Consider the following 26,987-nt stretch of genomic DNA (forward strand, 5'->3'; position numbering starts at 1 on the left):
GACGGCAAAATATATCAGAGATTTATTTAATTTCGTGATGTATCAGAGCGCGAGGCCGAGGTCGGCGATGAAGCGGGCCAGGCCGACGCGCTTGCGGAACAGCTCGCGCAGGTCGTCGGTGACCGGCTCGCCGAGGCGCTCGGCGGGGATCGCGGTGAAGGCGCTGCGCAGGACCAGCGTGGTGACGTACCCGGCCGCGGCGTCGCCGGCGGGCACGCCTTCGTCGGCCAGCCCTCGCTGGTACGCGGCCAGGATCGCGCGATGGATCACGGGCAGCTCGCCGGGCTCGGTCAGGCCGTCGTGCGCCAGGCCCACGAGCAGCTGGCCGAGGTCGAAGCCGATCGGCACCGGGTCCTGCCAGCCCCAGTCGATGGCCACGAACCGGCCGGGGTCGTCGGCGGGCACGAGGAGGTTCTGCGGCCCGGCGTCGCCGTGCGCCATGGTGTGCGGCAGGCGGTCCGCGGCCGCGAGCAGCGCGGGGACGCGGCGGGCCAGGGTGTCCAGGTCCATCTGCAGGAGCGGGTCGGCGTGCGCGGCGACGAGCGGGTGCCGCCAGAGGGCGGGGTCGCGCAGGATGGGCAGCGCGTGCCGGGTGAGCAGCCGGCCGACGTAGGTCCGCAGCGCCGTACGGGGGCGGGAGCCGTCGGCGGGACGCTGCCCGGCGAGCCGGCCCAGCGCGCGGGCCGCGGCGGCGTACCTGGTCAGGTCCCACTCCCCGGGGGCGGTGCGCACGTCCTCCAGCCACAGGTCGAGGCGTTCGTCGCCGAGGTCGTCGACCAGGAACAGGCGGGGCAGCCGCAGCCCGGGCGGGAGGGGCAGGCCGGAGGTGTACACGTCGGCCTCGGTCCGCCACGGGAACCCGGCGACGAACTCCGTGCGGGCGGGCTCGGGGATCACCTCGATGTTCGCCCAGTGCCGGGCGGAATGGAGGGATTTGACGAAGAAGGACCAGGTGCGGCCGGACGCGGTCGTGCCGCTGACCCGGCGCAGGCCGCCGGTGGACGGGGTGCCGGACGTGTGGTCGATCGGCTCCACGCGGATGGACTCCACCTCGGCGCCCTCATCGTCCAGATATTTCCGTACAAGAGGGGTGAGGTGGGCGCGGGATGGCATCGCGGTCATGTGCAGAACGTCTCCCACCCCGCGAGGTCCCGCATAGAGCATGGCCTACTCAAACGTTCGCCCGTACCATCCCTCTGTGCGTCATCTGTGGCCCTTCGCCGGTCGGGAATCCCAGCTCGCGGCGATCCGATCGGCGGTGGAGGCCGGCGGCGCCGTCGTGGCCGGGCCGGCGGGCGCCGGCAAGAGCCGCCTGGCGGCCGAGGCGCTGTCCGGCGCCGGCGACGTGACCTGGATCCTCGCCACCGCCGCCGCCTCGGACCTCCCGCTGGGCGCCATGGCGCACCTGCTGCCCGGCCAGCCGCCGCACGGCAACGTGATCGGCTGGGCCGCCGACGCCCTGGACCGCGAGCGGCTGGTGCTCATGGTCGACGACGCCCACCTGCTGGACCCGGTCTCGGCCGTACTGGTGCACCACCTGGTGATCGGCGGCCGGGCACGCGTGCTGGCGACGACGCGCAGCGGGGAACGCGCGCCCGACGCCGTGACGGCGCTGTGGAAGGACGACCTGCTCCCGCGCCTGGACCTGGCCCCGCTGACGCTCCGGGAGGCCGGCCTGGTCCTGGCCGGAGCGCTGGGCGGGCAGGTCGAGGCGCCTACGGTCCGGCGGCTGTGGCGGGCCAGCGAGGGCAACGCGCTGTTCCTGCGCGAGCTGGTGCTGGCCGGCGAGTCTGGCGGCGCGCTCGCCGAAAGGCGCGGGGTGTGGCACTGGTCGGGCGAGATCTCGGTGACGACGCGGCTGCGCGAGCTGATCGAGAGCCGGATCGGCGACGTCGACCCCGGCGAACGGGCCGCGCTGGAGCTCGTCGCCCACGGCGAGCCGCTGTCCGTGGACGCGCTGACCGCGCTCGCCCCGCTGGAGACGCTGCGGCGCCTGGAGGATCGCCAGCTCGTCACGATCTCGCCCGAGCCGCCGCCCGCCCGGCCCCTGGAGCCCCCGCACTTTCCTGAGCCCCTGTCCGTACGGCTCGCGCATCCGCTCTACGGCGAGGTGATCCGGGCCGGGTGCGGCACGCTGCGTACCCGCGAGGTGCTCAGGAGCCTGGCCGACGAGGTGGGCGGCCGCACCGGCGCGGACCCGCTCCGCGTCGCGGTCTGGCGGCTCGACAGCGGGACGGCCGGCGACCCCGCCGCGCTCGTCGAGGCCTGCAACATCGCGCGGAACGTCCGCGACCTGCGGCTCGCGGCCCGGCTCGGACGGGCCGCGCTGGCGGTCGGGGGAGGGCCCACGGCCGCCCTGGCGCTGGCGTCGGTGCTGTTCTACGACGACCGGTACGACGAGACCGAGACCGTCCTGCCGGACCTGGCCGACGCCCCGGCGGACGACATGACGCGGGCCGACCTGGTGTCCGTGCACGCGCTCAACCTCTTCTGGGGATTGGGCCGGGAGGCCGAGGCCCGGGCCATGCTGACGGACGCCTGCGCCACGATGACCGCTACGGAGCCGCGCCAGGGCCTCCTGGTGATGCGCGGCTCCATCGAGTACATGATGGGCATGTTCGACCACCTCGGGCGGTCGGTCGCGGAGATCCGCCGGATCGCCCCGCTCAGCTCCCGGTTCGAGCTCGGGCTGGCCCCGCTGGAGGGAGGCCGGCTCGTCCACGAAGGACGCGCCCGGCAGGCCGTCGCCCGCGTGGACGAGGCGCTCGGCAGCGTCGGAGACCTGCCCGGAGGGCTGCCGTCGGTCACGGCCACGCTGGCGGAGACGGGGGCCGGCGCCGCCGTTCTCGCCGGTGACCTGGCCGCGGCGGGCCGGTTCGCCGACGTGGGGTACCGCATCGGCGAGGACTATGTGGGCTGGGACCGCGCGCTGATCATGTTCGGGGCGCTGCGCGGCCGGGTGGCCAGGCTCCAGGGGCGGCCCGCCGAGGCCGTCCGGCTGTGCAGGCAGGCCGCCGTGCGGCTGCGGGGCCGTACGCTGCACGGCGGGCTGTGCCTGGCCGAGCTGGCCCACGCGTACGCGCTCACCGGCGACGTGGCCGCGGTGCGGGCGACCACGGAGCTGGCCGGCGAGCTGGGCCTGCGGGTCGGTCACCAGGTCGAGTTCGCCTTCCGGCTGGCGCGGCCGTGGGCGCTCGCGGCGGACGGCGACCTGGCCGGGGCGGTCGAGGCGGCGCTCGAGACCGCCGACGCGGCCGGGGAGCTCCGAGCGTACGAGCTGTACGCACTGCACGACGCAGTCCGGCTCGGCGCCTCCGGCCTGGTCGCCGACCGGCTCGCCCGGCTGGCCGCCTCCGTGGAAGGCGACCTGGCCCCGATCCTCGCCCGGCACGCGGCGGCCGAGGACGCTCCCCAGGAGCTCGACGCGGTGTCGCTGGCCTTCGAGTCGCTCGGCATGCTGCTGCACGCGGCGGAGGCCGCCGCCCAGTCCGCGGCCGCGTACCGGAGGCAGGGGCTGCCACGGCGGCAGCGGGCCGCCGAGACCCGCGCGTGGCGGCTGGCCCGCCGCTGCGAAGGCGCCCGCACCCCGGCGCTGACCGGCCTGGCCGCGCCGCAGCTGACCGCCAGGCAGCGGCAGATCGCGCAGCTGGCCGCCTCGGGCCTGAGCAACCAGGACATCGCCGACCGGCTGGTGCTCTCCCGCCGGACGGTCGCGAACACGCTCGTGCAGGTCTACGAGCGGACCGGGCTGAACAGCCGGGCCGAGCTAGCCGACCTGCTCTTCACCTGACCGGGGCGGGCTCACGTAGTAATACACCAGCGCCGGCTCACCGGCCGCGTTGAGCCAGCGGGCGCGGCCGCTGCCGACCCTGCGCCAGCCGGAGCGTTCGTAGAACGCTATGGCGGCCGTCCCCTCGGAGGAGACCTCCAGCTTGAGAGGGGTTTCGACGGCGGCGCGGACGGTGTCGAGGAGCCGGGCGGCCAGGCCGCTCCCGCGGGCGGCGGGGGTGACGAACAGGCGGGTGACCTCCATGTCCCGGGTGAGCGCCACGTGGCCGAGCACCGCCTCCGCCTCGACGGCTATCCACGCCCCGATCAGGCCGTCCGGCGTCAGCCAGCCGGCCGGGTCGCGCGGCCAGTCCACGGGGTAGCGGTCGCCGGCCTGGACCTCGGCGAGGGCCTTCGTGCAGGCGTCCAGGTCGTCGGGGGTTCTGTCGCGGATCTCCACGCGGGCCAGCCTACGAGGCCCTGGGGCGGACGCTGCCATCAGCGGCCGGTCGCGCCCGCTGCGCGGCCTGGCGTCCCGGTAGCGCGCCGGTCACGGGGGCAGGACTCGCGCCTGAAGCGCCGTCGTGCGATATCGTTAAACCGCTTTAACAGCGGGGATAAGGGGGATGGATGCCTCGCCGGGCCGTTCCTGAGGATGATCGACCTCGTCCCTCGACGATCCGGGACGTGGCCAAGCACGCCGGTGTGTCGGTGGCGACCGTGTCGCGGATCCTGTCGGGCTCGTACCCGAGCGCTCCCGCCACCCGGAGCAAGGTGATGCGGGCGGTCCGGGAGCTCGACTACGTGGCCAACGCGCACGCGCGGGGGCTGGCGGGAGCGCGGCCGAAGAGCGTGGCGATCGTGGTGAACTCGGTGGTGTCCCCGCATTACGCGCACGTGGCGCAGGGCGTGCAGGACCAGGCGGTGCGCGAGGGCCGGCTGTGCATCGTGGGCACGACGGGCGGGGACGCCGAGCGGGAGCTGGCCATGGTGCGGCTGCTGCGGGAGGAGCACGCCGAGGCGGTGATCCTGGTCGGCAACATGCCGATCGACGACGCCTACCGGGAGCGGATGGCGGACTACGCGCGGGCGTTGGCGGTGGCGGGGTCGCGGCTGGTGTTGTGCGGGCGTCCGGCACTGGGGGAGGAGGTGCCGGCCATCGTGGTGGAGTACGACAACACCGGTGGCGCCCATGCGATCACCAGTCATCTGCTCTCGGCCGGTCACCGGCGGATCCTGTTCCTCGGGCGGCGGGCCGGTTACACGACGCCGGAGAGCCGGATCGCGGGCTATCGGGCGGCGCTGGCCGCGCACCGGGTGGCGCATGACCCCGGGCTCGAGGTGGACAGCGTGGTGATGGACCGGCGCGACGGCTACCGCATGATGCGGGAGCGGCTGGAGGCGGGGCCGCGTGACTTCACCGCGGTGTTCGCCGGGAACGATCTGCTGGCGGCCGGGGCCCGGGCGGCGTTGCGGGAACGCGGCCTGCGGGTGCCGGACGACGTGTCGCTGGTCGGCTTCGACGACCTTCCGCCGGCCGACGACATCGACCTGACCACCGTGCACGTGCCGCACGAGGAGCTGGGCCGGACCGCTGTGCGGCTGGCCCTGGACACCGACACGGCCGGGGCGAGCCGGCACGTGATGCTCGGCACGCACATCATCGTCCGCGACTCCGTCCGCCCTCTTCTGCACGTCTGAGGCGGAGTTAAACCGTTTACAGGGACGATGCCACTCCGTCGAAGGTCTGCCCAGGTGGATGCCGTAGTATCCGGTCCATGTCCTCCCCCCTGCGCCTCCCGCCTGCCGACCCGCAGCTGTCCGATTTCACCGGCTGGACCCGTGCCCACTGGGAGAGCGTGGCGGACCACCTGCTCGACTCCGTGGCGCCGTACGCCACGGACGGCTTCGCCCAATACCGCCTCCCCGGACGGGCGAGCCGGTCGGGCACCGTCAGCGACGGGCTGGAAGGGTTCGCCCGCACGTTCCTGCTCGCGGCCTTCCGCATCGCCGGGGCGGGCGGCGACGTGCCGCCCGCCCTGCTGGAGCGCTACGCGGCGGGGCTGGTGGCCGGCACCGACCCCGCGCACCCGTACGCCTGGCCTCCCTTGACGGACATGTCGCAGCCGCTCGTGGAGGCCGCCTCCATCGCGCTCGCGCTGCACGAGACCCGGCCCTGGCTGTTCGACCGGCTGTCTCCGGAGCAGCGGGAGCGGGTGGTGGCCTGGCTGGCGGGGTTCGTCGGGCGGCGCACGCCGGACAACAACTGGGTGCTGTTCCAGGTCGTCGTGGAGCAGTTCCTCGCCGAGGTGGGCGGGCCGCACGACCCCGGCGAGATCGCCGGCGGGCTGGAGCGGATCGAGGAGTGGTACGTCGGCGACGGCTGGTACTCCGACGGCAAGGGCAAGAACTTCGACTACTACTCCGGCTGGGCGATGCACCTGTATCCGTCGCTGTGGGCGCGGATGGCCGGCGACACCGCCCGCGGGCGGCTCTACGCGGACCGCCTGAGCCGGTTCCTGGAGCACTACCAGCACCTGTTCGCTGCCGACGGCGGGCCGGTGCACCAGGGGCGGTCCCTGATCTACCGGTTCGCGACGGTCGCGCCGCTCTGGCTGGGCGCGCTGACCGGCGCCTCGCCCCTGCCCCCTGGGCGGACCAGGCGGATCGCGAGCGGCGTGCTGCGCCACTTCGTCGAGCGCGGCGTCCCCGACGAGCGCGGCCTGCTCACCTGCGGCTGGTACGACGCCTTCCCGCCCGGCACCCAGGACTACTCCGGCCCCGCCTCGCCGTACTGGGCCAGCAAGGCCTTCCTCGGCCTGCTGCTGCCGCCCGGTCACCCGGCCTGGACGGACGCCGAGACGGCCGCGCCGGTCGACCTCGCCGACCAGGTCGTGGCGATGTCCCCGCCGGGCTGGCTGCTGCACGCCACCCGCGAGGACGGCGTCGTCCGGCTGGTCAACCACGGCAGCGACCGCGACCGCGTCCAGGACCCGGCGGGGCCGCCGGACCCGCACTACCTGAGGCTCGCCTACACCAGCCACACCGGCCCCGACCTCGGCGAGCAGGCGGTCGACGGGCAGCTCGCCGTCGTCTCACCGCAGGGGGCGCCCTCCCGGCGGCGCCGCATCGAACCTCTCGCCATGGGGGAGCGCTTCGCCGCCTCGGCGTACCAGGACGGGCCCGTCCGCGTGGTGACCGCCTCCGTGGTCGACGGCCCGGCCGAGATCCGGATCCACCAGGTCACGGCGCCCGCCGGACACCGGGTACGCGACGGCGGCCACGCGGTGGCCGGTCCGCGGCCGCCCGAGGCCCGGTCCGGGGACGCCTGGGCGCTGGCCCGGCGCGCGGACGGCCTGACCAGCGTGGTGCGCGGGCTGCACGGCTACACGGGGGCGGGCGTGGCGAGCGGGCACGGCGTGAACGCCTTCGGAGCGCACTCCGCCACGCCGTACCTGATCCGCGACGCCCACCCGGGCGGGACCGCCGTGTACGTCAGCCTGGTCCTGCTCACGGCGGCCGAACGGGAGCCGGCGATGCCGGAGGTGCGGGTGAACGGGGACGAGGTCACCCTGCGTCCGCCCGCCGGGGATCCGATCACGGTCCGCCTCGGCGCCGGCCCCCTGGTGGAGTGGCACGTGCGCAAGACCTACGTGACCACCCGCCTCTGACCTGAAGGGGTAGTTCGTCCTACGAATTGTCAGGCATTTGAATGTTACCCTGAACGCGTGGAAAAGCATGATGGGGAGCGGATCGGGGTGGTGGCCGCGCTGGTGCGGTCCACGTTCCTGACGAACGCCGTGTACGCCGAGTCCGCCAGGGAATATGGCCTCACCTCGCAACAGGGGCAGTTGTTGTGCGTGCTGATGGCGCAGCCGTACGGCATGAGCGAGCTGGGCGCGATGCTGGGGCTGGCCAAGTCCAGCCTCACCGGCCTGGTGGACCGCACCGAGCGCAACGGCCTGGTCCAGCGCAGGCCGGACCCGCACGACTCGCGCGCGCTGCGGATCGCGCTGACCAGGAAGGGTTCCGAGCTCGCCGCGGAGTTCTACGCGGAGACCTGCGCGCGGATCGAGAACCTGACCACGGGCCTCGCCGTCGCCGACCGTGACGCGCTCGCCGACCTGCTCGGCCGGGTCGTGCAGGACAACAAGGTCCCCGTGGTCTTCCTGGAGCCCGGTGAGGGGGCCCACTCGTAAAGCCGCCCCCGGGTTGCAGTTCGTGTAGCGAACTAATATGGTTCGTAGCACGAACTCAACCTATTCTGTTGATCGGGGCGTGCAATCATGAGTCGTAAAGTTGTGGTCGTCGGCGGTGGTTACGGCGGTTCGGCGCTGGCCAAGGCGCTGGACGCCGAGGCCGAGGTCGTCCTCGTCGATCCCCGGGACGCGTTCTTCAACACGGCCGGGTCGCTGCGGTCGGTGACCCGGCCGGAGTGGGGGAGCAACATGTTCTTCCCGTACAGCGGGTTCCTGACCCGGGGCACGGTGATCCGCGACCGTGCGGTCTCCGTGGATCCCGGCGGCGTCACCCTGGCCTCGGGGCAGCGGGTCGAGGCCGACTACCTGGTCCTGGCCACCGGCTCCAGCTACACCTACCCGGCCAAGCCCGTCGCCGACTCCACCGAGCAGGTCCTGGACGACCTCCGCGCGACCCACAAGGAGCTGGCCAGCGCCGAACACGTGCTGATCCTGGGCGCCGGCCCGGTCGGTCTGGAGCTGGCCGGGGAGATCAAGGAGGTCTGGGCGCACAAGCACGTGACCGTGGTCGACCCGGCCGGGCAACTCCTGCCGGCGTTCGAGCCGGAGCTGCGCCAGGACCTGCACCGCCAGCTCGGCGAGCTCGGCATCGACCTGCGGCTGGGCACCCACCTGACCGCGCCGCCGGCGACCGAGCCCGGCGAGGCCGGGACCTTCACCGTCACCACCGCCGGCGGGGAGGAGATCACCGCCGACATCTGGTTCCGCGCCTACGGCGTGCGCGTCAACAGCGACTACCTCGCCGACGGCCGGCTCACCACCCGCACCCCGCAAGGGCAGGTGCGGGTCACCGAGACGCTCAACGTCCACGGGTACGACCACGTCTACGCGATCGGCGACATCACTGACGTCCCCGAGGCCAAGATGGCCGGGTACGCGATGCAGCACGCCGAGGTGGTCGCGGGCAACATCCTCGCCCGGCTGCGCGGCGAGCGGCCCACCGCCGCATATCGGCCCCTGCCCCACCCCATGATCCTGCTCCCGCTCGGACCGCGCGGGGGTGTCGGCCAGCTGCCCAGCCCCGACGGCCCGGCCGTCGTCCCGGCCGAGACGGTGTCGGCGTACAAGGGAGCCGACCTGTTCACCGGCCGCTTCACCGAGCAGTTCGGCGCCGCCTGAAGGGCCTCCCGGCCGCGGCAGGTGTGATCATGAAATTCGAAAGGAAAGGCAGAACCATGTCCGGACACGACGTCGTCTTCGGCTTCGGCGCGCACAGCGGCGTCGACGAGGCGCCGGAGCTGCTGCGCATGGCCCAGCAGGCCGACCGCGACGGTCTCGACCTCCTGTCGCTGTCGGACCACCCCTACATCGGCAGGCGCCTGGACGCGTACGCCGCCCTCGGGTTCATCCTGGGGAGTACGCGGCACGTCGCCGGCCTCGTCAACGTCACCAACCTGCCGACCCGCCCCGCTCCCATGCTGGCCAGGACCGTCACGTCGTTGTCGGCGCTGTCGCAGGGCCGCGTCGTGCTGGGCATGGGCGCGGGCGGGCTGTGGGACCGGATCGCCGACATGGGCGTGCCCCGGCTGTCGCCGGGCGCCGCCGTGGACGCCTTCGAGGAGGCGATCGTCCTGGTCAAGAAGCTGTCGGGCGGCGGCCCGCCGGTCACCTACGAGGGCCGCCACTACCAGGTGCGCCAGATCGAGCCGGCTCCCGTCGCGGCGCCCCCGGTGTGGACGGGATCGAACGGCGCGAAATCCCTGGCCGCCACCGGCCGGGTGGCCGACGGCTGGCTCCCCGGTCACGCGGCGGACTGGCTCAGCGAGCGCTACCGGACCTCGCGGCCGATCATCGACGAGGCGGCGGCGGCCGCGGGCCGGGATCCGCGCGAGATCCGTACGATCTACAACTTCCCGGGCCGCATCACCGATCGGCCGCTGCCCGCCACCCGTGACGGCGACGGCCGCTGGATCGGTGGCTCCGTCGGCCAGTGGGTCGAGGAACTGACCGGGGCCGTGCTGGAGCATGGCGCGTCGGGCTTCATCCTCTTCTCGGCCGATCACGGCGTCGCCGACCTCGTCACCCTCGGCCGCTGGGCCGGGGAGATCGTCCCGGCCGTGCGCGAGGCGATCAAGGCCTCCTGAGGCGGCGCGTCAGCCGTACGCCCGGGAAGAACGTGAGGGCGTAACCCGCGAAGAGCAGGTCCACCACGAAGAACGCCCCCAGGGCCCGGAGGTCGTGGCTTCCCGGGGCGTGGACCTTGCCGCCGTCGTGGCCCGCGTACAGGGCCGGAGCCTGGTCGCCGGCGGACAGCTCGTCCTCGTCGCGGCCGTGGAGCCAGGCGTCGGCAAGGCGCAGGCCGCCGTCGTCCGAGCGGAACGATCCATGCCACGAGCAGCTGCCGTAGATGGAGCATTCGAGATGTTCGGCGGTGAACGTCCCCGTGGTGCCCTCGCCGCGCGCCGCCCGGATCTCCGGCACCGCCGCGAGCACGGCGAAGTACGCGCTCACCACGGCCAGCGCCAGCATGCCGAGGCCATAGAGCTCGACGACGCCGAGCCGGAGCCCGCCCCCACGGACCCCCGCCTTCGCCCTATGCGTCTTCCCGGCTGATCCGCCGGGCCCCCGTCCGTCCCGCAACGCCCACCTCCCGGTCGGGTGTGTGCTTCCCCCATCAGGATGCACCCGCCGGTAGGGCGGAGGTGGCTCAGCCGAGCAGCTCGGAGCCGGAACTTCACCGGTGCGGCGGCATTCGCGCGGCGCTCCCCGCGGAATTCGCCCGGCGATATACGGAGAGTGGTCACCTGAACGCGTATCTTCTCCGAGCCGCCCACGGTAATTCCAGGCCGAACTCGAGAAAGAAACGGGCGCGGCGGAGAAGTCAAATTCCGGACATCGGCCCCCGGCATAAGTCGTGACTCGGCGGGGGACAAAATGCTCATGCGAAGCACGCCGGGGCCTCATTTACGCGCATTCCCCACGACGTTATCAGTCGGCCGTAATGCGCGCGCCCACGCCCGGTAACGCCGTTTACCCGGAAGACCCCGACCAGGAAATTCCGGGTCCCGAGGGCTGCTCGGTCGCGGAGCAGCTGTTACAGCGCCTGGTGGCGCTGCGCCGATGGTCGGGGCAGCCGTCGCTGCGCAGGCTCCGCATCCTCGGCGGCTCGGTGGAGCTCGCGGACGGCACCTGGGTCGACGCGCTCCCGGAGACGACGGTCTCGGCGGTGCTGCGCGGTCACGGCCCGCGCGGCCTGCCGCGGCTGGCCCTGGTGGAGGCGTTCGTACGGGCCTGCCTGATGTCCTGCGGCCAGCAGCGGCACGCGGCCGAGCAGGTGCGGCGGTGGCGCCGGGCCTGGCGGGCGCTGGCGGCGGGCGAGAAGGGGGCGCCCGCGTTGGCCGAGCGGGATCTGGCGCTGGCGGCGGGTGAGGAGGGGGCGCCCGCGCCGGCCGGGCGGGATCCGGCGCTGCCGGTGCCGCGCCAGCTGCCGCGCCCGATCCGCGGGTTCGCCGGGCGGGAGCCGCAGCTGGCCCAGCTGGAGGAGTGGTCGCGGCGGCCGTACGGCGACCTGGCGGCCGGCCCGCTCGTCCTCGTGACCGGGCCGCCGGGGATCGGCAAGTCGGCGCTGGTCGTCCAGTGGGCGCACCGGTCGGCGGCGCGGTTCCCCGACGGCCACCTTTACGCGGATTTATCGGGAGATGCTGGGGCGCATCCGGTGATCGTCAGGTTTCTGCGGGCGCTGGGTGTGCGGGTGGCGCCCGACGACGAGGAGGAGGCCTCCTGCCTGTACCGGAGCGTGCTGGCCGGCAAGCTGATGCTGGTCGTGCTGGACAACGCCCGGTCGGTACGGCAGGTGCGCCCGCTCCTGCCCGGCTCGCCCACGTGCACCGTCGTCGTGAGCGCGCGGACATACCTGAGCGACCTGGTGATCCGGGAGGGTGCGCTGCCGATGGAGCTGAGCGCGCTGAGCGACCACGACGCGTTCAGGGTGCTGTCGGCCGCGCTCAACGTCGAGCTCGCGCACCGGGACCGGGAGGAGTGCCGCCGGTACGTGGTCGAGGCCGGAGGCTCACCGCTCGCCCTGCGGATCCTGGCCGAGAGCCTGATCCGCGAGCGCAACGTACCGAGGCTGAACGCCTGAGAGCGCGAACACCCCGGCGGCCAGCAGCCCGAGCAGCGCCGCCCCCGTGATCACGGCCGTGGTCGGCGCGAACTCGGCGGCCAGCCCCGCCACGGCGAACCCGAGCCCCTGGAAGAACATCATCCACGAGGCCCGCACGCTCAGCGCCCGCCCCAGCAGCTCCTTCGGCGCGGCGTCCAGGAGCATGCGGTCCAGGCCGAGCTGGAACGACGCGCCCAGCCCCGCGACGAACAGCACCCCGGCCGCCACCGGGATCGGCGGCCGGAACGCGAAGGCGAGCAGGGGCGCGAAGCACAGCGCGGCCAGCGCCGCCATCAGCCGGACCTGCCGCCCGGCGGACAGCGTCCAGTTCCCGGCGAACTCGGCGGCCACCGTGCCCAGCGGCAGCGCGGTCAGGAGCAGACCGGCGCCCACGGTGTCGTCCGCCGACAGCTCCGCCGCGTACGGCACCGCCAGCGCCTCCGGCGCGACCGCGAACGCGGGCACCGCCCAGGCGAACACCAGCAGGCGCCGCAGCGGCCGGACCGCCATGAGCCGGCCGATCCCCGACAGCGAGTCGCGCACCAGCGACTGCCCGGAGCCCGCGGCCGCCGGGCGCTCCCGCGTGCCGAACCGCAGCAGCGCGGCGGACAGGCCGAAGGACACGGCGTCGGCCAGCAGCAGCGTGCCGGGCGAGACCACGGTCAGCGCGATGCCGCTCACCGCGAAGCCGCCGATCTGCGCGACCTGCGCCACCACCCGCATCAGGCTGCGCCCCGGCACGTACGCGTCGCCCGGCAGCACCTGCGGCATCGTGGCGGCCCGCGCGCCGCCGAACACCGGCCGGATCAGCCCCAGCGCGAACCCGAGCGCCAGCAGCACCGCCGTCGGAGCGCCGGGCACCGCCATCGCCGCCGCCAGCACCGCCGAGATCAGGTTGCAGCCGACCAGCAGCCGCCGGTTCGGCACCCGGTCCACCAGCGCCGACAGCAACGTCCCCGCGACCAGTTGCGGCAGCATCGGCAGCGCGAACGTCACCGCGGCCAGCAGCGGCGAGTCGGACCGCAGGTAGACCAGCACGGTCAGGGCCAGCTGGGCCAGGACGCTCCCGGTCATCGACACGGTGTGCGCGGCGAAGATCGCGCGGAACTCGCCGATGGCCAGGGCGTCCCGGAAGCGGCCGGCCTTCGCCGTCATGCCCCCACCACGGTCCGTCCCGCGTGGGTGCGCCTCATCCTGACCCGCAGCGCCAGCGGCTCCAGCACCGGACCGGCGATGGCGTCGGAGTCCTGCAGGTCGAGCCCTTCGATGTCGTAGTGGGCCGCGATGTGCGCGGTCCCCACGATGGCCTGGTAGACGCCCAGGTGCATGCCGAGGCACACCCGCGGCCCGGCGCCGAACGGGAAGTAGGTGAACCGGGGCTGCTGCGTGGCTTCGAGCCACCGCTCGGGGCGGAACTCCTCCGCGTCCGGCCAGAACCGGGGGTCGCGGTGGATGAGGTACGGGCTGAAGCGCACGTCCATGCCGGGCCGCAGGGTGTAGCCGCCGAACGTGCAGGTCTTGCGCACCTTGCGCCCCATGAGCCAGGTCGGCGGATAGAGCCGCATGACCTCCTTCGTCACGGCGTCGGCGTACGGCAGGCTCCGCTCGTTGGCGAGGCCGCCGGAGTCGGCGATGACGGCCAGCGCCTCCTCCCGCAGCCGCTCCCGCACCTCCGGCCGCCGGGCCATCTCCCTGATCACCCACGCCATCGTCGCCCCCGGCGAGCCGAACGACGCGAGAATCATCGACGTCAGGAAGTTGATGGCCTCGTCCTCCGAGGGCATGTCGGGATCGTCGGCGAGCAGCAGGTCGATGAGGTCTTCCGGCGTTTCGTGCGGCGCGGCCTTGCGCTGCCGGAACTTCTCGGTGATGGCCGCGTTCACCCCGGCCTCGGCCCGCTGCACCCGTTTGATGGACGGCAGCGGCAGCCAGCTCGGGAAGGTCAGGCTCGAGTCCATGAACGGCAGCGCCAGCCCCGAACGCCGCTCCGCGGCATCGAAAACGGCCTCGTTGTCCAGGCCGAAACAGAACATCGCCGAGAGCTTGGCGCTGTAGCTCCGCATGAACGGCACCACGTGGAAGGCCCGGCCGGAGAGCGACGCGAGGCGTTCGTCGAGCAGGTCCGTCACCCGGTGCCCGTGGGACCTGATGACGTTCCTGGTCATGCCGTGCCAGGCACGGCCCCGGGCCCGCATCCAGCCGTCCAGGTGGTCGCTCACCTCCTGGTCGGAATGCCGGGCCGGGAACAGCGACTCCTCGGTGAGATAGAGCTCGTTCGACTTCTTGAACAGCTCGCCGATCAGCTCGGGGTCCGCCACGAAGATGGTGGCCGGGCTGAAGGTGAAGATGTCGCCGTAATCGGCCTGGCAGCGCCGGAGAAATCCGATCCGGTCCCGGTCGTAGTCGTAGGAGTTGCCGACGGGCCAGCGTCCGCGCGGCCCCGGCGGCATTGTGTCGGCAGGCTTTCTCATCGCTCTGACCCTTTCGGTGGTGGCCGGCAATCGCGAACGCGGCCCACGCCGGCACGCGCCGGGGGGCTCGCACCGGCGTGGAAACCGCGGTCATTCACCTGGGGTATTCGCCCGCCCACCGGGCGGGCACCCGTTCTTTAGAAGTCAGCCCAGGGGTAGCGGCCGCCCATCCGGCCCTTGTTCAGGCCCAGCAGTGTGGCAGCGGTGTGCTTGGCGAATGCCATTCTCCGACACCTCCTTTCTGCGTGAAGACCGACGCGGCTTTATTCGCCCGGTCGCGAACCCCATTGGATTTCCCCGGTAACCGGGGCGCAAGGGCTCGCACGAAATGGCAGGCATCCGCACGGATCAGCACACATTTCATAAAGGCGCGGCATTGCGCGGGCTAGGCCGTTCGCGCCGTCACGCTGCGCCAGCCGAAGGCGACGGCGCCGGTCAGGAGCGCCACCCCGGACAGCACGCCGCTGACGAGCGGCACCCAGGCGACCGCGCCCGTCGGGGCCAGGAGCAGGCCGGCGACGCCGAGCACGGTGAGGACCACACCGGGTACGGCGATGCCCCGGTCCTTCCAGACCGGCGCCAGGGCGATGAAGTGCACGCCGACCACGAACGCGACCCAGGCCACGTTGGCCTGCGCGGGGAGCCCCCAGGCGGCCAGCACCCGGAGCCCGCCGAAGAGCAGGAGCGCCTCGGCGGCGACGACGATCAGGTAACCGCGGCCGAACATGTTCCGCCGCGGTCCCCCGCCGGTGTGCTCTCTCCGGGCCGCGACGAACCACATGGCGATCACACTCGCGGCCGCCAGGCAGGCGGCCGCCCGCAGGACGTTCACGGTCAAGGTGTTCAGCGGGCTCTGCGCGTTGACGACGACGAAGACCGCGCCGAAGACCGCGCCGACCAGCAATCCAGTCATACGTTGCATGACGTTCATTGAACTGCGCGCCGGATCCCGCCCACAGGGGGGCTGGGACGAGGTCGGGGTAGTCCTGGCCCTACCCCGCCGCCCTACCCCGCCGCACCGCGCAGGTAGGCGAGCACGGCCAGCACCCGCCGGTTGTCGTCGGCGGTCGCGGGCAGTTCGAGCTTGGTGAACACGCCGGCCACGTGCTTGCCGACGGCCGCCTCGGTGATCGACAGGGCGCGGGCGACGGCGCTGTTGGAGCGCCCTTCGGCGATCAGCGCGAGCACCTCGCGCTCCCGCTGGGTCAGCCGGTGCGCGGGCTCGGTGGTCTCCCTGGCCCTGGCCCAGGTCTGCTCGAACAGGTCGATGAGGATGGCGATCAGGCTCTGCTGCCTGATCACGAGAGCCCCCGGCGAGTACGGGACGGGGGTGATCCGGATGAACGCCACCGCGCGGTCGAAGACGAGCAGTTGCTGGATCGGCTCGTCGATGACCCGGTGCAGGTCGCCGGTGGCGTGCAGCTCCCTGATCCGGGCCGCCTTGCGGGGGTCGTCCAGGACGCTCGCGTGGACGATCGTGCGCATCGTCATGCCGCGCCGCAGGGCGTCCAGCACGCGGAGCCGGCTCTTCTGCTCCTCGCGGCCGTGCTCCGCCGAGCCCACCGGGTGCATGGCGCGCAGTTCGCGGGCCGTGGCGGCGGCCTGCGCGATCTGCTCCCGGACGAGCTCGTTGTCCTCCACCCGCTCGACGTCGACGGGGATGCCGCGTAGCTCGCCCACCACCTCCTCCAGCCGCTGGGCAAGCTGGGCCAACGCCACGCTCTCGTTCACACGCCCCCTCATCCGTATTGGGACATTCTGTCCGATCCCTTGGCGGCACTTGTGGCGGAGGTTACAAGAGAGGTCCAAGTGAGTCCCAAGACGGGCCGGGGAGCATGGTCCCTCCTCTGTGGAAAGAAAGGGACCCCCGATGAGAAGGACAGCGTTGCTGCTGGGTGCCGCGCTGCTCAGCAGCCTGCTGGCCGCCCCTCCGGCGCTCGCCGCCCCCGCCGTCAGTTCGGCCGCGCCCGCGGTCAGGACAGCCGCGCCTGCGGTCAGGACCGCCAAGGTCAAGGTGAGCCCCGCCAAGCAGTCCGGCGCCTGCCCCACCACGGTCGGCTTCTCCGCCGTGGTCGCGGCCAAGGGCCGGGGAACCGTGCGTTACCGCTGGGTACGCGGTGACGGCAGCAAGGGCGCCATCAAGAGCTTCCGCGTCAACGGCACGCGCAAGGTGATCGTGACCGACCGCCAGACGTTCGACCGGAGCACCTCCGGCTGGCAGGCCGTGGAGATCCTCGGCAGGAAGGGGCTGTCGGCCAAGGGCCGCTTCAGCGTCGCGTGCGCGGGCCCCGTCGTGGTGTGGGACGGCGCCCACCCGCTGCCCGCCGAGCCCGGCAGGCCGCTGGTCGCCGCGGCCGACGTCGAGGCGAACCCGGCGACCTACCGCGGCGCCTGCCCCACGACGGTGGTGTTCACGGGCACCGTCCAGGTGTCGCGCACGCCCGCCAGGGTCGACTACCAGTGGATCGACAGCAGCGCGGGGGAGGGGCGGCCCGAGTTGCTGTACTTCGCGGCGGGCGGGCCCCGTACCCGGCAGGTGACGCTGCCGCTGTCCGTGGGCAGCTCCACCGGCGGCTGGAAGGCCATCCGCATCCTCAACGCCGGCGGCCGCGACTCCGGACGCGCCACCTACCAGGTGACCTGCTCCACCACGCCCACGACACCTCCGCCCACGACACCTCCGCCGACGTCGCCGCCTCCCACGACGCCTCCGCCCACCTCGCCTCCGCCTACGACGCCGCCTCCCACGACGCCTCCGCCCGCACAGAAGCCGGTGCCGCAGATCGTCGACGTCACCCCCGGCGACTACGAGGGCAGCTGCCTGGAGCCCGTCTCGTACCAGGCCACCGGCCGCATCTCGCTCCCGGCCGGCCCGGCGCGCAAGGTCACGTACTGGTGGATCCTCGACGGGGTCAAGTGGACGCCGCAGACCGTCGACTTCCCCGCCGGCGACCAGCCCCGCACCCGTGACGTGTCCGCCACCTGGAGCCTCGACTCCGGCCGGAACGGCACCCACACGCTCGGCCTCGCGACCGAGGGCGGCCCCGGCGAGCCGGCCGAGCGCGAGTTCTCCTTCACCTGCGTCGAGGAGGGCGGCGACGCCAAGCTGACCGCCGAGTACATGCTGACCTCCCACTTCACCGGCCAGTGCGACGGCTCGTTCACCCTGCGGGCGGACGCCATGGTGGTGACGGACCGCGCGGCCGACATCAAGTACCGCCTGGTCGTCGACGGCAAGCCGGGCACGCTCAGGGCCGCCACGCTCAAGCCCGGCGTACGGAGCAGGATCGGCGACTTCTGGTACAGCAACGCCAGGTCCAGCGGCTCCGGCGTGGTCCGCCTGGAAGTCCTGAACCACAACAAGCCGGCCGAGCAGGAGCCCTACACCTGGACCTGCACGCAGCCCGACCCGTCGCCGGGCACGGTGCAGATCACCGAGATCGAGTCGGTCGGCTACTACGGGGACTGCGTCGCCGACCCGTACCTGACGGCCTTCGGCGAGTTCAAGGCGCCGGCGGGCACGGAGGTCAGCTACCACTGGGTCATCGACGGCCAGGCCGGGGAGACCTTCACCCACAAGATGCCGGAGAGCGGGGTCCTCGGCATCCAGGCGTTCAGCTGGAGCCGGCCGGCCAGGACCGACGGCACGATCAGGATCGAGGTCCTGAACCACAACAAGCCGACGGCGCAGACCACCTACCCCATCCGCTGCGAGAAATGACGACCCGTGCGTGCCGTCGTCCCGGCGACGGCACGCACACCGACCGCGCCGACCGGGGCCGCCCCGACCGCGCCGACCAGGGGTCCGCGCCGAGCGGTGCCCGCCCGACCGGGGTCCACGCCGACCGCGCCGACCGGGGCCCGCGAGTCGGTAGCAGGCCGTTTTCGTCCGCCATGAGCCAGTCTGGAAGACGGTAGCCCGCTAACAAAGGTGATCGTCGTGACTGACCTGTCCGGATTTCAGCATCCCCGCCTGGCCCGCGTGTACGTCCAGGCCTCCGCCGCCGCGGACCTGCGCGGCGGGCGGGAGCACCGGCAACGGCTCCTGGACGGGCTCGAGGGCCGGGTGATCGAGATCGGCGCCGGCAACGGCCGCAACTTCGCCCACTATCCCAAGACGGTCAGCGAAGTCGTCGCGGTCGAACCGGAGGACACCCTGCGCCGCTTCGCCGAGGCCGAGGCCGCCTCGGCGCCCGTGCCCGTGCGGGTCGTGGCCGGCCACGCCGAGGCTCTGCCGGGCGAGGCCGAGGCTTTCGACGCCGCGGTGGTCTCGCTCGTGCTGTGCAGCGTGCCCTCGCCACCGGCGGCGCTGGCCGAGATCGCCCGGGTGCTCAGGCCGGGCGGGGAGTTGCGCTTCTACGAGCACGTACGATCGTCCAACCCGGCGCTCGGCCTGCTCCAGGACGCGATCACCCCGGTGTGGCGGCGCATGGCCGGAAGGTGCAGTCCCAACCGCGACACGCTCGCCGCGATCCGGCGGGCGGGCTTCGCCGTGGACGAGGTCGAGCGGTTCGCCTTCGCGCCGCAGCCGCCCGTCCCCGCCCTCGCGCACGTCCTCGGCCGGGCTCACCGGACCACGTAGAGCCGGTCAGGGGCGGACCGCGCCGAGCAGGCGGGTGCGCCAGTAGTCGTCCAGATCGACGACCTTGATGACGTCCCCGGTCTGCGGCGCGTGCACCATCTTCCCGTTGCCGGCGTACATGCCCATGTGCCCCAGCCCCTTGCTGAAGAGCAGGTCCCCGGGCTGCAACGCGTTCAGGGGGACGCGGCGGGCGGAGCCCCAGCTCCACTGGGTCCAGGTCGTACGGGGCAGCTCGACCCCGGCCTGCCGCCAGGCGGCCTGGGTCAGGCCGGAGCAGTCGTAGGAGCCCGGTCCCGTGCCGCCGAACCGGTACGGCTTGCCCACCTGGGCGAAGGCGAACTGCAGCGCCAGGCGGGCATTGCCGGAGGCCGGACCCGTGTACTTGATGCCGGCGCTGTTGGGGTCGCCGGTCTTGAAGGCGCCCAGCCTGCGCAGCAGCTTGGTCTGCTCGGCGATCAGTTTCTCGATCTTGGACTTCTCGTCGCTGACCTTGTCGCGCGCGGCGTCGGACTCGGCCAGGGTGGTCTTGGCGTCGTTGCGCCGGTCGCGCAGCTCCTTGGTGGCCGCCTCGTAGGCGCGGACCTTGGCCGCCCGGGACTCGGCCATCTCCCGGAAAGAGGCCATGCTGTTCAGGATCGCCGTGGGATCGGCCTGGCCTGCGAGCCCTTCCCACCCCCTGATCGGGCCGAACTGGTAGTCGTTGACGGCCAGCCGGACGAGGTCGTCGCGCAGGGAACTGGCTCGGGCGTCCTTGAGGCGGAGCTCGGTGTTGAGCGTGTCGTACTTCTTCTTGGCCTTCTTGTACGCCTCCGTGGCCTGGTTGTACCGCTCGACCACCTGGTCGGCCTGCTCGTTCAGCTTCACGAGCTTGGCTCTGGCCTTGGCCGGCGACGGCTCGGCCACGGCGGCGCCGGGAGTGACGGCCAGTGCGACCAGGGACAGGGCCGCGGCCGCCGCTGTTCGTCCAAGCCTTGTCGGCAGGGCCACTACGACGCCTCCTCGTAAATCTCCAGAACCTGGGGCGAAATAGTACAGAAGTGAAAGGGCTGTCTGGCCTGTTTGCGGCATCGAGCATCCGGAACGGCGGGTACTACCTGCGCTAGGGGGCGATCAGGCCGGTCCAAGAGGAGATACGCGCGCCGCGCCTCCGGCGTTCAACGGGAGACTCATGCTGTTGGGACGTCTACTACTATGACTTGTAGTTGTTCTGTTGCCCGGGTGAGCAGTGACGCCGCTGGCTATCCTGGCGCGAATACTAAGGTCGGCAGCTGTGAGGGGGGAGCGCGTGGCACGGCGGTTGCTCCTGCCCGGCCTCCCCTGGCTGCTGCCCCTGCTGATCGCGTTCGGCGTGGCCGGCATGCACACGCTGGGGCATCTCGGCTCTCACCATGGTGGCGCCGTCGTTCAAGGCTCGCACGTTCATGCCTCTCCCGTGGAGTCTTTCGGGATGGACCGGGGTGAGGTCGCGATCTGCTCGCGGGACGCGGCCGGGTTCGATCCGAGCGACGTGTGCCTGGCCGTGCTCACCTCGGTCATCGCGCTGCTGATCGCGGTCGTCTGGGCCGCCACACTCTACTGGCGTGCGGGGATGGGCGGCTGGGGGTCCCCGGCGCGTACGGCGGCCAGAGCGCCGCCGCGCCGCCTGGCGCCGAACCCCGCAGTGCTCTCGGTGATGCGCATATAGGCCGAAATATCGGCGGACGGGCTGAAAAGCCGGTTCGCGATGACGGCCTGCGTACCTCCATCACCGAAGGAAAAACACCATGTTCACGAATATGAGGATCTCGGCTGCCACCGCGGCGGCCGGAGCCGTGCTCGCGCTGGTCGCCGGCTGCGGCGGCACCGACAGCGGCTCGATGGGGCCGGACATGGCCGGCATGTCCAGCAGCGCACCCGCCGCGACGACGGCGAGCGCCTCGCCCGCGGCGGCGTTCAACGACGCGGACGTGATGTTCGCGCAGATGATGATCCCGCACCACCAGCAGGCGGTCGAGATGGCCGACCTGGCCGCGACCAGGGCCGCCGACAAGGAGGTCAAGGAGCTGGCCGCGAAGATCAAGGCCGCTCAGGACCCGGAGATCCAGACCATGCAGGGCTGGCTCACGGCGTGGGGCAAGCCGATGCCGTCCGAAGGCATGGACCATGGGATGGGCCATGACATGCCCGGCATGATGTCCGAGGACGACATGAAGAAGCTGGAGGCGGCCAAGGGCGGCGCGTTCGACCGGCAGTTCGCCAAGCTGATGATCGCCCATCACGAGGGCGCGATCCAGATGGCGCGTACCGAGCAGACGCAGGGCTCCAACGCCGAGGCCAAGGAGCTGGCCAAGACCATCGAGACCGCCCAGCAGGCCGAGGTCGCCCAGCTGCGGGAGATCCTCGACCGTCTCTAGGAGTTGGGGGCCCGCCGCACGGCGCGGCGGGCCCCCAGGACCCACCGGTTACCGATTCTGAGCGACGGCGGCCGCGAGCTTGGCCACCTTCGCGTCGTAGCCGCGGCGCAGGTCGATCGGCCGGCGGATCTCGGCGAACGGCGGCAGCTCCGCGTCCTCCAGCCGCACCGGGACGCAGCGGCCCGCCGACCCGTTGTAGACCTGGGTCAGCAGCGCCGCGCAGGCGTCGGGGCGCGTCGTTCGGAGCTCGTGGGCGTTCGTCACCGGGTTGCCGGTCGTGGCGTGAGGTTCATGCGGATCCCGTCCTCGGCCCAGAGCACGAACCGTTCGACGGGGACGACGTCGTGTCCGGAGGCCGGTTGGAAGCGGAATCTCCTCAGGAGGACCGCCAGCACCAGTTCGGCCTCCACCATGGCCAGGCTCGCGCCTTCGCAGCTGCGCGGCCCGAGGCCGAACGGGATGTAGGCGTAGCGAGGTCGGCCGGCGACCTGGCCGGGGGTGAAACGGCCAGGGTCGAACGTCTCGGGATCGGGCCAGTACCGCGGGTTCATGTGGACGGCCCAGAACGGATAGAAGAGGGTCGTCCCGGTGGGGATCTCGTAGCCGGCCAGGACGAGATCCTCGGTGGTCTCGCGAGCCCCGTACGGACCCGGCGGATACAGGCGCATCGATTCTTTGAGCGCGTTCTGAAGACGGGTCAGCCGTTTGAGGTCGGCGTACTCGGGTGCGACACGATCGGACAGGACCTCGTCGATCTCCGCCGTGACCCGCTCGGCCTCGGCGGGGTGCCGGGAGAGCAGGTAGAGGGTCCACGAGACCGCCACGCCGGTCGTGTGGTGGGCGGCAAGCATGATCATCAATACGGTGTCCCGCACGCGGGCCGGGCTCATCCCCGCCGCGACCAACGCCGCGGCCAGGGCGTTGCCGTCCTGCTGGGCCGAGGCGAGCACGTCGTTCACGGTTGCGCGCAGGTAGGCCAGGGCCTCCTGGGCACGCTTCCGTCTCTGCTCCTCGGTTCCCGGGTCGGCCGGCTGGTACTGACGGCCCAGGTACTCCGTGAGCACGACCTCGAAGGCCGTCACGACCTTGTCCGGGTCGTGGACGCCGTTGCCGAGGGCGTACTGGCAGATCATCCGGAGCGACAGCGCGCTCAGGTCCTTCTGCAGCTCGACCGGTCCCTCGCCGGCCTGTTTCGCCCACCGGTCCGCCAACTGGCCGGCGAGCGCGGTCAAGCCGGGGAAGTGGGCCTCGTGGGAGCGGCGACCGGCCAGTACGGACAGGACCGCGCGGCGCCATGGCGTGTGCTCGTCCGCGGGCAGGGTCTGCAGGTTGCCGGCCTCGCACAGCGGGGCCAGGAACTCGAACAGCTCCTCCGGTCGCTTGTTGACCCCGGCGGTGGCCTCGAGCAGCACCGGGTCCGCGATGGAGACCGCCGAGTCCGTGCCGGGCAACTCGAAACGTACGACCGGCCCGTATTCGGCGTGCAACTGCAGTTGGTAGGCGTGCAGGCCGCCCGCGGTAGCGATGTCATGCAGCCCGCCGTCACCTCGTACGGGTGGTCCGGGAATCACCGACACGTTACCTCCATGGACATACGGATCTCTTCTACGTATCTCCCGTGAGTGGCTGCTTGGCAAGGTGCCGAGCACCCGCGGCAGCCTCCGATGGCCGTCACCGTCGCGGGTCTGACCTGGTCACCCGTATGTGGAGGAGTCTCAATGTCCAGGACGAAGGCGGAGGCTCACAGCGGCAGCTCCAGCGTGACGGTCGTCCCGTTGCCGACCGAAGAGGCGATGTCGTACCGCCCTCCCAACGCGGCGGCCCGGGCGTGGAGCTTGCTCCGGTCGATGACCTCGTGCGAGCCGAGCCCCGGCCCGTCGTCGCAGACGGTCAGCCTCAACGTGACCCCCGCGGTCAGCGCCATCGAGACGTACGTGGCCTGCTCGACGGCCGAGAACGCGTCGACCAGCACCGCGAAGGCGAGGAGGGCCGCTTCGTCGGGAACCGCGTCCTCCGGCAACGCCCACACCTCCACCGGAATTCTTGCCTGCTTGCCCCAATCGGCCACGAACGCCTTCACCGACTCCCGCAGGCCCGTGACAGGCGATGGCCCAGTGATCACATCCGGTACCACGGTCATGACACCCCCTCCTTACGGCACCAGGGTCGTGGAGGGGTCTTGGAGCCACATGGGGATGGGATGAGAGTCCCATGAATCGTGTCAGCGTCCTGCGGCCGGCTTGCGACGTTCTCTGGCAGGAGTGAGGCCGAAGCCGCCAGGCACGTCGCAAAGGCGGACCCGCCGCAGGGCTGGGCTGCGGCGGGTGGTGGTGGCGTCCAGCCGCGTGACTTGTTGTCGGTCTCGAGGGCGTGGCGCGCGAGCGCCGGCCGGTCGATGTCCGGTCCGTACGCCGCCGCGTTGCCCAGGACGGTCGCGCCTTCGCGACGGAGAAGCACCACGGGACGCACAGGGCGCCCGGCAGACGCGGACCCCGTACGTCCCGTGGAGCAAGACTTCCGCGCGGTCAGTCGCTGTCCAGCGGCTCCAGCACGAACACCGGGATCTCCCGGTCCGTCTTCTTCTGGTAGTCGGTGTACGGCGGATACGCCGCCACCGCACGCTCCCACCACTCGGCCTTCTCCGCGCCAGTCACCTCACGGGCCTTCATGTCCTGCTTGGCAGGGCCGTCCTGAAGTTCCACATGAGGGTGGGCCTTGACGTTGAAGTACCAGACGGGGTGCTCGGGAGCGCCGCCCTGCGAGGCGACCACGGCGTATCGGCCTTCGTGCTCCACGCGCATCAGCGGCGTCTTGCGGATCTTGCTGCTCTTGGCACCCAGGGTGGTCAGCAATATGACGGGCATTCCCGTATCCAGCAGAGTCGTGCCCTTGGTGCCGCCGGAGCTTTCGTACAGCTTCACTTGCTCGCGCACCCACTGCGTCGGGCTGGGTTCGTACTCACCCACAAGAGGCATGGCATCCATCCCTTGGTCGGCCAACTCACATTCAGGACGCTCCAACACCCGGCCGGTGCGTTTTCATCCACGCCTCAGTCCCGGTTGCCAGGTGCTGGGGGTATGCGCTCTTGCTCGGCTCCAGCGGGGATCAGAGCACAACAAAGATCATTCTGTTGGGACCTGATCAGCCGACGACCACGTCCAGGAAGATCGGCTTCTTGGCGGACAGTAACTGGGTCCCGGTCTCGTCGGTCATCTTCCAGTAGATCTTGCATCTGCCGGGGGAGTCCGATGCGCGGACGCGTACCGCGATGTCGACGGGCTCGCCCGGCTGGACCGGGCGGATCTCGACCCGTTTGGGGGCGCGGCACGGGGTGTCGTTCAGCCGGGTGAGATAGCGTCCCCGCCACGGGATGGTGCCGGTGTTCCTGATCCGCCAGATCTTCGTGAACTCCGTCCCCGTTTTCACCGTCGTGCCGTCCGGATGGGTGACGTCCTGTTCGAAGGCGGAATCGTCGTAGGGGGAGGCGGCCCCCGCCGGGGTGTTCGGCGCGGTGGGCCCGTCCTTTCCGGAGAGCGGGGCGAACCAGGTGAAGAGAGCGGCACCGGCGGCGGCAGCGGCGGTCACGACCGCCGCGATCATGGTCGGCCTCCTGGCAAGGGGAGGTCGGGTTCGGCGTTCGGGATGCTCCGCCATACGGACCTCTGTCTCGATGTGCCCGGCACGGGCCTCGGCGGGTCCGGCGCGGGTCTCGTCGTGACCCGTACGGCCCTCGGTGGTCTCGCTACGTGCGGCGGCGCTCGCGGCCCGCTCCCAGTGGGCTCGCCACTCGCGCCTGGCCTCCTCGGCGTCCTGCCTCAACCGGTCGACGGCGAGGACCCGGACGAACTCCCACGTCGTCTCCCAGGTCGGCAGGACCTGCCCCCGGGCGGCGGCTGCCAGCGAGGACTTCGAGGCCGCCGCGCCCATGCGGGTCGACATCTCCGCGAAGGACGGGTCGCCCGCCTCCGCCTTGAGCTCCCACAGGCGGTACGCGAGGGCGGCCACCGGGCCCGCGGCCGGTTCAGGCCGGACCGGTTTTCGCCCGGGCCGCGCTACTCTGCCCGTCCACTGCGGGTCAGGCTCGTCTCCCTGCGAGCCTGACGTCCCCGGTAATTCCGGCATCTTCACCTGCCCTGTCCGGCGCCGTCATCCGGCCGTGCCGACGACCTCGGCATGGCCTGTGACGCCTGAGAGCAAATGAGATTACCTGAATTGTCCGAATACGTCCGGAATTCTGCGGGTTACCTGGACGCCGTGGTCATTCACCTGCGCATGCCCGGAAGCCGTACCCCGCCGCGAAGGATCGCAATGCCTTCTCGTTCTCGTCCGGTTCCAAGGACTGTTCCACCGCCTTCTTCGCCTCGCCCTCCCTGCCCGCGCGCATCGCCGCCTCCGCGCGTCCGCTGAGTTCGCGCAGGCTCGCGGCCAGCGCTCTGGCGGGCACGAAGAACCCATTTCGCACCCGCGGGACGTCGCCACCGGGTGGCGCGATCGCTTCTATCGCGGCTGTGGTGCCGGTCATCGACTCCGACGCGCGGCGCAGCTCGTCCACCTCCTCGCGCAGGTTGGCAGGTGGCTCCTCGCGGAGATCCGACTGCCGGGACGCTTCCTCACAGACCGCGTCCACGGCGGCGATGTATTGCCTTTTGACGTCCTCGTACGGTTGCTCCTCCGCCACCGAGACCGTCGCCCACAGCACCAAGGCAAGGGCCGGCACGACCCCGCCGACGATCACGCGCCACGCCGGGACATGCCTTCTCTCACGCGATCTCATCCGCCGCTCACTCCTTCGGAAGAAAACGCCCTTGGCGCTCTTGCGAGCGCCAAGGGCCGAAGTCCGGCCGAGCTACGTCCCCGTCCCAGCTCGGGATCAACACCGGATCCGGCGCTCCTGCGACCGCTTGTACAGGGTGGCCACTTCGCTGCCACGCAGGACAGAGTAGAGATGCACCTTCGTCTGGTTGCGGTAGAGCTGACTGCCGCCGGAGCACTTCCACGAAGGGGTCGTCGTCACGGTGAACGCCGCCCTTCCCTTCTTCACCTCCGAGGTGGCCTTCGTCCGCCAGAAACCGAGCCCGCGATACTGCTGGAGGCTCGTCTTGACCACGGCCCGGCGGCCCCACTCGCCCTTCTCGCAGTGGACCTGCCTGCTGGTCGTGATATAGGCGCCAGTCCTGTACGGGGTCTTTATCCGCTGCCACCCCTTGCAGCGGTCGTGGTAACTGATCCCCAGGTAGGACTTCGCCGACCAGCCCGGCGCCAGGACGGCCGAGCTGTCCGAGACGGCGGTGACGCCCAGCCCCGCCTGCGCCGACGCGGACGACCCCGCCATAAGCCCGGCCGTCAGCCCGACGACGAGAGCCGCTCCGGTAATCCCTTTTCGTCCGATCATCGGATCTCCTTTCAAAGAAA

26 protein-coding genes are annotated in these 26,987 nt (G+C 71.8%); 11 read left to right on the plus strand and 15 right to left on the minus strand.

Annotation, left to right across the window (positions count from 1 at the left end):
* Window positions 1-42 precede the first annotated feature (42 nt).
* Window positions 43-1,122 carry a hypothetical protein gene (locus tag AB0L65_RS38800; protein WP_364256202.1) on the minus strand — a complete coding sequence of 360 codons (1,080 nt, stop codon included), beginning with the start codon at window positions 1,120-1,122 and terminating at the stop codon, window positions 43-45.
* 76 nt (window positions 1,123-1,198) lie between these two features.
* Between AB0L65_RS38800 and AB0L65_RS38805 the strand changes: the two genes are divergently transcribed.
* Window positions 1,199-3,790 (plus strand): LuxR C-terminal-related transcriptional regulator, encoded by a 2,592-nt coding sequence (locus AB0L65_RS38805; RefSeq protein ID WP_364256205.1) that lies wholly within the window; start codon window positions 1,199-1,201, stop codon window positions 3,788-3,790.
* Here the strand turns inward: AB0L65_RS38805 and AB0L65_RS38810 are convergent.
* Complete coding sequence (locus tag AB0L65_RS38810; protein ID WP_364256208.1) at window positions 3,767-4,228, minus strand: GNAT family N-acetyltransferase; 462 nt, start codon at window positions 4,226-4,228, stop codon at window positions 3,767-3,769. The two genes, AB0L65_RS38805 and AB0L65_RS38810, sit on opposite strands and share 24 nt — an antisense overlap.
* A 227-nt stretch (window positions 4,229-4,455) precedes the next feature.
* Between AB0L65_RS38810 and AB0L65_RS38815 the strand changes: the two genes are divergently transcribed.
* From AB0L65_RS38815 to AB0L65_RS38835, 5 genes are all read left to right on the plus strand, one after another.
* The gene (locus tag AB0L65_RS38815) at window positions 4,456-5,469 is read left to right on the plus strand and encodes a LacI family DNA-binding transcriptional regulator (protein ID WP_364256211.1); all 1,014 of its coding nucleotides are present in this window, start codon (window positions 4,456-4,458) and stop codon (window positions 5,467-5,469) included.
* A gap of 77 nt (window positions 5,470-5,546) precedes the next feature.
* A complete protein-coding gene (locus AB0L65_RS38820) occupies window positions 5,547-7,439 on the plus strand; it encodes a DUF2264 domain-containing protein (protein WP_364256214.1) in 1,893 nt (630 codons plus the stop codon).
* 57 nt (window positions 7,440-7,496) lie between these two features.
* Window positions 7,497-7,967, plus strand: coding sequence for a MarR family winged helix-turn-helix transcriptional regulator (locus AB0L65_RS38825; protein WP_364256217.1), 471 nt, complete (start codon window positions 7,497-7,499; stop codon window positions 7,965-7,967).
* 87 nt (window positions 7,968-8,054) lie between these two features.
* Window positions 8,055-9,146: an FAD-dependent oxidoreductase gene (locus tag AB0L65_RS38830; RefSeq protein WP_364256220.1), complete on the plus strand. Its 1,092-nt coding sequence runs from the start codon at window positions 8,055-8,057 to the stop codon at window positions 9,144-9,146.
* Between the two features lie 56 nt (window positions 9,147-9,202).
* Window positions 9,203-10,111 (plus strand): LLM class flavin-dependent oxidoreductase, encoded by a 909-nt coding sequence (locus tag AB0L65_RS38835; protein ID WP_364256223.1) that lies wholly within the window; start codon window positions 9,203-9,205, stop codon window positions 10,109-10,111.
* On the opposite strand, the gene AB0L65_RS38840 is transcribed toward AB0L65_RS38835, so the two are convergent.
* Window positions 10,098-10,607, minus strand: a complete 510-nt coding sequence (locus AB0L65_RS38840; RefSeq protein WP_364256226.1) for a hypothetical protein — start codon at window positions 10,605-10,607, stop codon at window positions 10,098-10,100. The genes AB0L65_RS38835 and AB0L65_RS38840 overlap by 14 nt on opposite strands.
* 361 nt (window positions 10,608-10,968) lie before the next feature.
* On the opposite strand from AB0L65_RS38840, the gene AB0L65_RS38845 reads away from it, so the two are divergent.
* Complete coding sequence (locus tag AB0L65_RS38845; RefSeq protein WP_364256229.1) at window positions 10,969-12,108, plus strand: ATP-binding protein; 1,140 nt, start codon at window positions 10,969-10,971, stop codon at window positions 12,106-12,108.
* Here the strand turns inward: AB0L65_RS38845 and AB0L65_RS38850 are convergent.
* The 4 genes from AB0L65_RS38850 to AB0L65_RS38865 all read right to left on the minus strand — a co-directional run bounded on the left by AB0L65_RS38850 (window position 12,037) and on the right by AB0L65_RS38865 (window position 16,331).
* Entirely contained in the window at window positions 12,037-13,284 is a 1,248-nt protein-coding gene (locus AB0L65_RS38850; RefSeq protein WP_364256232.1) for an MFS transporter, read from the minus strand. The genes AB0L65_RS38845 and AB0L65_RS38850 overlap by 72 nt on opposite strands.
* A complete protein-coding gene (locus tag AB0L65_RS38855) occupies window positions 13,281-14,600 on the minus strand; it encodes a cytochrome P450 (RefSeq protein WP_364256235.1) in 1,320 nt (439 codons plus the stop codon). Before AB0L65_RS38855 ends, AB0L65_RS38850 begins: the two co-directional genes overlap by 4 nt.
* A gap of 385 nt (window positions 14,601-14,985) precedes the next feature.
* Window positions 14,986-15,513: a hypothetical protein gene (locus AB0L65_RS38860; protein ID WP_364256238.1), complete on the minus strand. Its 528-nt coding sequence runs from the start codon at window positions 15,511-15,513 to the stop codon at window positions 14,986-14,988.
* Between the two features lie 92 nt (window positions 15,514-15,605).
* On the minus strand, window positions 15,606-16,331 hold the full coding sequence (locus tag AB0L65_RS38865) for a LuxR C-terminal-related transcriptional regulator (RefSeq protein ID WP_364256241.1): 726 nt from the start codon (window positions 16,329-16,331) through the stop codon (window positions 15,606-15,608).
* 139 nt (window positions 16,332-16,470) lie between these two features.
* Here AB0L65_RS38865 and AB0L65_RS38870 point away from each other — a divergent pair, with 139 nt between their 5' ends.
* Window positions 16,471-18,321 (plus strand): hypothetical protein, encoded by a 1,851-nt coding sequence (locus tag AB0L65_RS38870; RefSeq protein ID WP_364256244.1) that lies wholly within the window; start codon window positions 16,471-16,473, stop codon window positions 18,319-18,321.
* Window positions 18,322-18,540: 219 nt separating this feature from the next.
* On the plus strand, window positions 18,541-19,182 hold the full coding sequence (locus AB0L65_RS38875; RefSeq protein WP_364256247.1) for a class I SAM-dependent methyltransferase: 642 nt from the start codon (window positions 18,541-18,543) through the stop codon (window positions 19,180-19,182).
* 6 nt (window positions 19,183-19,188) lie between these two features.
* Here AB0L65_RS38875 and AB0L65_RS38880 read toward each other — a convergent pair whose 3' ends face one another.
* Complete coding sequence (locus AB0L65_RS38880; protein WP_364256250.1) at window positions 19,189-20,169, minus strand: NlpC/P60 family protein; 981 nt, start codon at window positions 20,167-20,169, stop codon at window positions 19,189-19,191.
* Between the two features lie 298 nt (window positions 20,170-20,467).
* Here AB0L65_RS38880 and AB0L65_RS38885 point away from each other — a divergent pair, with 298 nt between their 5' ends.
* Together AB0L65_RS38885 and AB0L65_RS38890 are read left to right on the plus strand one after the other, a co-directional pair.
* Window positions 20,468-20,866, plus strand: coding sequence for a hypothetical protein (locus AB0L65_RS38885; protein ID WP_364256253.1), 399 nt, complete (start codon window positions 20,468-20,470; stop codon window positions 20,864-20,866).
* A gap of 91 nt (window positions 20,867-20,957) precedes the next feature.
* Window positions 20,958-21,575, plus strand: coding sequence for a DUF305 domain-containing protein (locus AB0L65_RS38890; RefSeq protein WP_364256256.1), 618 nt, complete (start codon window positions 20,958-20,960; stop codon window positions 21,573-21,575).
* Window positions 21,576-21,623: 48 nt separating this feature from the next.
* On the opposite strand, the gene AB0L65_RS38895 is transcribed toward AB0L65_RS38890, so the two are convergent.
* The 7 genes from AB0L65_RS38895 to AB0L65_RS38925 form a co-directional block, all read right to left on the minus strand.
* Window positions 21,624-21,839: a hypothetical protein gene (locus tag AB0L65_RS38895; protein WP_364256259.1), complete on the minus strand. Its 216-nt coding sequence runs from the start codon at window positions 21,837-21,839 to the stop codon at window positions 21,624-21,626.
* Window positions 21,836-23,152: a cytochrome P450 gene (locus tag AB0L65_RS38900; protein WP_364256262.1), complete on the minus strand. Its 1,317-nt coding sequence runs from the start codon at window positions 23,150-23,152 to the stop codon at window positions 21,836-21,838. The genes AB0L65_RS38895 and AB0L65_RS38900 overlap by 4 nt, the downstream gene beginning before the upstream one ends.
* Before the next feature lie 164 nt (window positions 23,153-23,316).
* Window positions 23,317-23,715, minus strand: coding sequence for a hypothetical protein (locus AB0L65_RS38905; RefSeq protein WP_364256265.1), 399 nt, complete (start codon window positions 23,713-23,715; stop codon window positions 23,317-23,319).
* Between the two features lie 385 nt (window positions 23,716-24,100).
* On the minus strand, window positions 24,101-24,550 hold the full coding sequence (locus AB0L65_RS38910) for a nitroreductase family deazaflavin-dependent oxidoreductase (protein ID WP_364256268.1): 450 nt from the start codon (window positions 24,548-24,550) through the stop codon (window positions 24,101-24,103).
* Window positions 24,551-24,716: 166 nt separating this feature from the next.
* Window positions 24,717-25,580, minus strand: a complete 864-nt coding sequence (locus AB0L65_RS38915; protein ID WP_364256271.1) for an NBR1-Ig-like domain-containing protein — start codon at window positions 25,578-25,580, stop codon at window positions 24,717-24,719.
* Between the two features lie 253 nt (window positions 25,581-25,833).
* Entirely contained in the window at window positions 25,834-26,310 is a 477-nt protein-coding gene (locus tag AB0L65_RS38920) for a hypothetical protein (protein ID WP_364256274.1), read from the minus strand.
* Window positions 26,311-26,445: 135 nt separating this feature from the next.
* Window positions 26,446-26,967, minus strand: a complete 522-nt coding sequence (locus AB0L65_RS38925; protein ID WP_364256277.1) for a hypothetical protein — start codon at window positions 26,965-26,967, stop codon at window positions 26,446-26,448.
* Between the last annotated feature and the right edge of the window lie 20 nt (window positions 26,968-26,987).

The sequence above is a fragment of the Nonomuraea sp. NPDC052116 genome (genome assembly GCF_040680035.1).
GTDB classification, from domain to species: domain Bacteria; phylum Actinomycetota; class Actinomycetes; order Streptosporangiales; family Streptosporangiaceae; genus Nonomuraea; species Nonomuraea angiospora_A.

Bases quoted from the DNA above. Each gene is read 5' to 3' on its own strand.
- AB0L65_RS38820 (WP_364256214.1), top strand. From the start codon at position 5,547: ATGTCCTCCCCCCTGCGCCTCCCGCCTGCCGACCCGCAGCTGTCCGAT.
- AB0L65_RS38835 (WP_364256223.1), top strand. From the start codon at position 9,203: ATGTCCGGACACGACGTCGTCTTCGGCTTCGGCGCGCACAGCGGCGTC.
- AB0L65_RS38910 (WP_364256268.1), bottom strand. From the start codon at position 24,550: ATGCCTCTTGTGGGTGAGTACGAACCCAGCCCGACGCAGTGGGTGCGC.
- AB0L65_RS38890 (WP_364256256.1), top strand. From the start codon at position 20,958: ATGAGGATCTCGGCTGCCACCGCGGCGGCCGGAGCCGTGCTCGCGCTG.
- AB0L65_RS38855 (WP_364256235.1), bottom strand. From the start codon at position 14,600: ATGAGAAAGCCTGCCGACACAATGCCGCCGGGGCCGCGCGGACGCTGG.
- AB0L65_RS38830 (WP_364256220.1), top strand. From the start codon at position 8,055: ATGAGTCGTAAAGTTGTGGTCGTCGGCGGTGGTTACGGCGGTTCGGCG.
- AB0L65_RS38850 (WP_364256232.1), bottom strand. From the start codon at position 13,284: ATGACGGCGAAGGCCGGCCGCTTCCGGGACGCCCTGGCCATCGGCGAG.
- AB0L65_RS38800 (WP_364256202.1), bottom strand. From the start codon at position 1,122: ATGACCGCGATGCCATCCCGCGCCCACCTCACCCCTCTTGTACGGAAA.
- AB0L65_RS38860 (WP_364256238.1), bottom strand. From the start codon at position 15,513: ATGACTGGATTGCTGGTCGGCGCGGTCTTCGGCGCGGTCTTCGTCGTC.
- AB0L65_RS38870 (WP_364256244.1), top strand. From the start codon at position 16,471: ATGAGAAGGACAGCGTTGCTGCTGGGTGCCGCGCTGCTCAGCAGCCTG.
- AB0L65_RS38905 (WP_364256265.1), bottom strand. From the start codon at position 23,715: ATGACCGTGGTACCGGATGTGATCACTGGGCCATCGCCTGTCACGGGC.
- AB0L65_RS38845 (WP_364256229.1), top strand. From the start codon at position 10,969: ATGCGCGCGCCCACGCCCGGTAACGCCGTTTACCCGGAAGACCCCGAC.
- AB0L65_RS38925 (WP_364256277.1), bottom strand. From the start codon at position 26,967: ATGATCGGACGAAAAGGGATTACCGGAGCGGCTCTCGTCGTCGGGCTG.